The following is a 4774-nucleotide window of genomic DNA, read 5'->3' as shown; positions in this document are numbered from 1 at the left end:
TAATAGGCTAAAACAATGTAAAGACTTTAATAAGTGGAACATTAGTATCAAAAAAGATACTGATACGGTTTTTAAATTTATGATTGATTATGGCTCTGTTTCGCATTTAGGAAAATATCCTTTAAAAATTGAAATTAGTAGTAGAAATAAATCACTATTAAATTCAAATAGATTAAAATATAATAAATTTGATAATGTAAATGTATATTGTATAGAAGATCTTATAGAGATGAAAGCAGCTGCGTTTAGTGGTAGAGACAAGATTAGAGATTTTTTTGATTTAGGATATTTGTTAAAAGAATATCCACATTATTTTAAAGAAAGCACTCTTTTTAGCATAAGAGAAAAGATTATTTATTCTGGAGAAGATGAGTTAAATTTGCTACTAAAAGATGAGATATTAAATCATAAGCTAATAAGCAAATATGAGATTAATATAGCAGATGGATACGCACAAGATATTTTAAATCAAATCGAAACTTTGATGATACCTAATAGCTCTAATAAGAAAAAAAATATAATACTTATATAAAGCCTATTTTGTAACAACTAAATTTGTTATAAAATACAACATTGTAAAATATATTATATGAAATTTATAAAAAATCATTTTGATTTTCCGCATAAATATCTAAAAATTTCACTCTCAAATTCCAATTTTATAAATGCTTAATACGCTTTTAGATATAATCTATGCTAATAATTTTCAAGGAAAACTATGAAAGAAGTGATACTAGTAGGCCGTCCAAATGTCGGCAAAAGCTCGCTTTTTAATCGTCTAGCAAAACAAAGAATTGCCATAACTAGCGATGTGAGCGGCACTACAAGAGATACGAATAAGACCGAAATTCAAATTGATGATAAAAGCTGTATATTAATAGATAGTGGCGGTATAGATGATAGCAATGAGCTATTTATCAATGTTAAAAACAATACACTAAATGCTGCAAAATGCGCTGATATCATAATCTTTATGGTAGATGGCAAGATGCTACCAGATGATGTGGATAAAAAATTATTTTATAATTTATTAAAACTCAATAAGCCAATTGCACTAGCAATAAATAAAGTTGATAGTAAAAAAGATGAAGAGCGTAGTTGGGAATTTAATGAATTTGGTGCTAGTGTTGTATTTAATCTTTCTGTTAGCCATGCCACTGGTGTTGATGAGTTATGTGAATGGATCTACAAACAGCTACCACAATCAAATTTAAAAGCTGACGTAGATGATTTTGATGAGTTTTTAGATGATTTTAATGAGCAAGGCGAACTAGACCTTGATAATAAAGCTATAGATTATGAGAGTAAAAATATCAAGGTTGGTATCGTAGGGCGTGTTAATGTAGGTAAATCAAGCCTATTAAACGCACTTGTTAAAGATAATCGCTCAGTAGTAAGTAGTATTGCTGGTACAACAATTGATCCAGTCAATGAAAGTTTTGTCTATGATGATAGAGTTTTTGAGTTTGTCGATACTGCTGGCATTAGAAAGCGTGGAAAAATAGAAGGGATAGAAAAATACGCCTTAAATCGTACTCAAAAAATCCTTGAAGTAGCAGATATAGCATTACTAGTTTTAGATGCTAGTGAGCCATTTACTGAACTTGATGAGAGAATTGCTGGATTAGTTGGAAAATTTGAACTTGGTGTAATTATTGTACTAAATAAATGGGATAAGGATCATGATGAGTTTGATAAAGTAGCTTTTGAAATTAGGGATAGATTTAAATTTTTAGCTTATGCACCTATTATTAGTGTTTCAGCGCTAGGCGGAAAGAGAATTCACAAGCTGTATCCTTTAATTCAAGAAGTATATCAAAACTATACACAAAGAATTAAAACATCTGAATTAAACGCACTAATAGAAGAAGCTGTACGAACCCACCCAATCCCTAGAGATCATGGTAAGATTGTTAAAATTTTCTATGCAGCTCAATTTGGATTTGCACCTCCTAAAATTGCATTAGTAATGAACAAGCCAAGATCTTTACACTTTAGTTATAAGAGATATTTATTAAATAAGCTTAGAGAAAGATTTAGCCTAAATGGAACTCCAGTAGTTCTAATACCAAAAAATAAGGGTAAAAGTGAGACAGACATATAAAAATATAATACTAATAGGATTTATGGGAGTTGGCAAAGGTAGCGTAGCAAGGGTTTTGGCTCGCAAGATGGGCGTTTTTGCTATTGATGGAGATGATTTAATAGAGAGTTTTGCTAATAAAAAAATCAAAAAAATTTTTGAAGATGATGGCGAGGTTGAGTTTAGAAAGATAGAAAAAAATCTAGCTAAATTCCTAGAAAAATCAGTAAATGGAGCAGTAATTTCTACTGGCGGTGGATTTTATAAGGTTAAAAATTTAAATAAAATCGGCACTGTAATATATCTAAAATCAAACTTTGATAAGATAATAGAACGCATAAAAGCTGCACCAAATGCAGATAAAAAACTAGCCAAAAGACCATTGCTAAGCGATCTATCAAAAGCTAAAGCACTACATAAAGAACGTGATGAAGCATATGCTAAAAAAGCCGATCTAATCATAAATGTAGAGAATAAAACTCCACAACAAGTAGCTGCTAAAATCATTAAGCTACTAAATCGCAAACATCTAAAAGGATAAAATTTGAGAACTCTAACAGGACTTCAACCATCAGGCAAACTTCATCTAGGTAACTACTTTGCTAGCATCAAGCCTATGATTGAAAAGCAAAATAATAGCAATGATGAGATGTTTATCTTTGTAGCTAATTACCATGCAATGACTTCTTTAAGCGATGCAAAAAGCCTAAAAGCCAACACAATCGAAGCTGCAGCTGCTTTTTTATCTTTAGGGATAGACCCGCAGCGTTCTACATTTTGGGTTCAAAGTGATATAAAAGATGTATTAGAGCTTTACTGGATTTTATCTCAATTAACTCCAATGGGATTAGTAGAGAGAGCGCACGCATATAAAGACAAAGTAGCCAAAGGATTAGAAGCACATCATGGGCTATTTAGCTACCCAATACTAATGGCTGCTGATATATTGCTATTTAATGCTGATATGGTTCCAGTAGGTAAAGACCAAATTCAACATGTAGAGATTGCACGAGACTTAGCGCTTAAATTTAATAATACTCATGGTCAGATCTTTACTCTACCTCAAGCACAAGTTGCTCAAAATGTAGCTACCGTGCCTGGCACAGATGGAGCTAAAATGAGTAAAAGCTATAAAAATACAATTGATATATTCAGCGATGCTAAAACATTAAAAAAACAGTGTAGCTCAATTGTAACTGATAGTACGCCTTTAGAAGAGCCAAAAGATTGGCAAAATTGCAATATATATGCAATTGCTAAGCTATTTTTAAATGAACAAGAACAAGCCAATTTACAAGATAGATATAGCAAAGGCGGTGAAGGCTATGGTCATTTTAAGATGTATTTAAATGAGCTTACATGGAACTATTTTGCCCCTGCTAGAGAGAAATTCCAGTACTATATGAATAATCAAAATGAGATTATAGAGATACTAGATCACGGTGCCAAAAAAGCTAAAAAAACCTCTGATGAAATCATGACAAAAGTAAGAGATGCTGTAGGAATTTACTAAGGAAAAATAATGATAAATTTAAAATTAATAGAGACAAATTATGATGAATTTAATGCTAAGCTAAAAGCTAAAAAGGTTGATGATGGCGTATTAGCTAACCTTTTAGAGGCCTATAACTCACTTAAAGCTAAAAGACTTGAGCTTGAAAATATTCAAGCTATCCAAAACGCTAAAAGCAAAGAATTAGGCATAAAAGCTAGAAATAAAGAGGATGTAAGCGAACTAAAAGCCCAGCTAGAACTAAACAAAAAAGATCTTCAAATCTTATCTAATGTAGTTAATGAACTAGAGTTAAACTTAGAAAAAATTGCCAAAAGTGTGCCAAACATCATAGATGATGATGTCCCGCTAGGTAAAGATGAAGATGATAATGTCTGTGTTTTGAGTGTTTTAAATCCTCGTGAATTTGACTTTACACCAAAAGAGCATCACGAACTTGGAGAAGCGCTTGGATGGTTAGATTTTAGCACTGGAGCTAAGATCTCTGGTAGTAGATTTACAGTACTTAGAGGTGATGGAGCTAGATTATCAAGGGCACTTGTAAATTTTATGATTGATTTTAATATCGGCCGTGGATTTGAGCTAGTTAATGTACCATTTTTGGTTAATTCTAACACACTATATGGTACTGGACAGTTACCTAAATTTGCGGATGATTTATATAAAGTAGATGGCGAAGATCTTTATCTAATCCCTACAAGCGAAGTACCAGTAACTAATATATATAATAATGAGATTATACCAGCTGATAAATTACCGATTAAAATGACATGCTACTCATCATGCTTTAGACAAGAAGCAGGTAGCGCTGGACGAGATACTAGAGGAATGATTAGACAGCATCAATTTGAAAAAGTTGAACTAGTAGCTATCACCAAAGCTGATCAAAGCGATGCAATGCTAGATGAGATGGTAAGCTGTGCTAGCGATATGTTAACTGCTCTTGGCTTACCGCACCGCCATATGATGTTATGTAGTGGAGATTTAGGATTTAGTGCAGCTAAGACAATAGATCTAGAAGTATGGCTACCAGGTCAAGGCAAATATAGAGAGATTAGTTCTATCTCAAATACTCGTGATTTTCAAGCTAGACGTGCTAAAATCAGATATAAAGATGATAAGAAAAATAGCCTAGCTCATACACTAAATGGCTCTAGTTTAGCAGTAGGTAGAACGCT

The 4774-nt window shown here is 32.4% G+C and carries 5 protein-coding genes; all 5 read left to right on the top strand.

The window, feature by feature from the left end:
- Positions 1–532 (top strand): nucleotidyl transferase AbiEii/AbiGii toxin family protein (locus tag J6V67_RS00660; protein ID WP_291857255.1); only part of this gene is annotated, 532 nt, incomplete at its 5' end.
- Between the two features lie 186 nt (positions 533–718).
- Positions 719–2104, top strand: coding sequence for a ribosome biogenesis GTPase Der (gene der / locus J6V67_RS00655; protein WP_291857252.1), 1386 nt, complete (start codon positions 719–721; stop codon positions 2102–2104).
- The gene (locus J6V67_RS00650) at positions 2088–2624 is read left to right on the top strand and encodes a shikimate kinase (RefSeq protein WP_291857249.1); all 537 of its coding nucleotides are present in this window, start codon (positions 2088–2090) and stop codon (positions 2622–2624) included. Before der ends, J6V67_RS00650 begins: the two co-directional genes overlap by 17 nt.
- 3 nt (positions 2625–2627) lie before the next feature.
- Positions 2628–3596, top strand: a complete 969-nt coding sequence (trpS, locus tag J6V67_RS00645; protein ID WP_291857247.1) for a tryptophan--tRNA ligase — start codon at positions 2628–2630, stop codon at positions 3594–3596.
- A gap of 9 nt (positions 3597–3605) precedes the next feature.
- Positions 3606–4774 (top strand): serine--tRNA ligase (gene serS, locus J6V67_RS00640; RefSeq protein ID WP_291857245.1); only part of this gene is annotated, 1169 nt, incomplete at its 3' end.

It is taken from the genome of Campylobacter sp., from assembly GCF_017646085.1.
GTDB lineage: Bacteria > Campylobacterota > Campylobacteria > Campylobacterales > Campylobacteraceae > Campylobacter.
The sequence above is the reverse complement of the archived record's forward strand: the minus strand, read 5'-3'. Positions and strand labels throughout refer to the sequence as shown.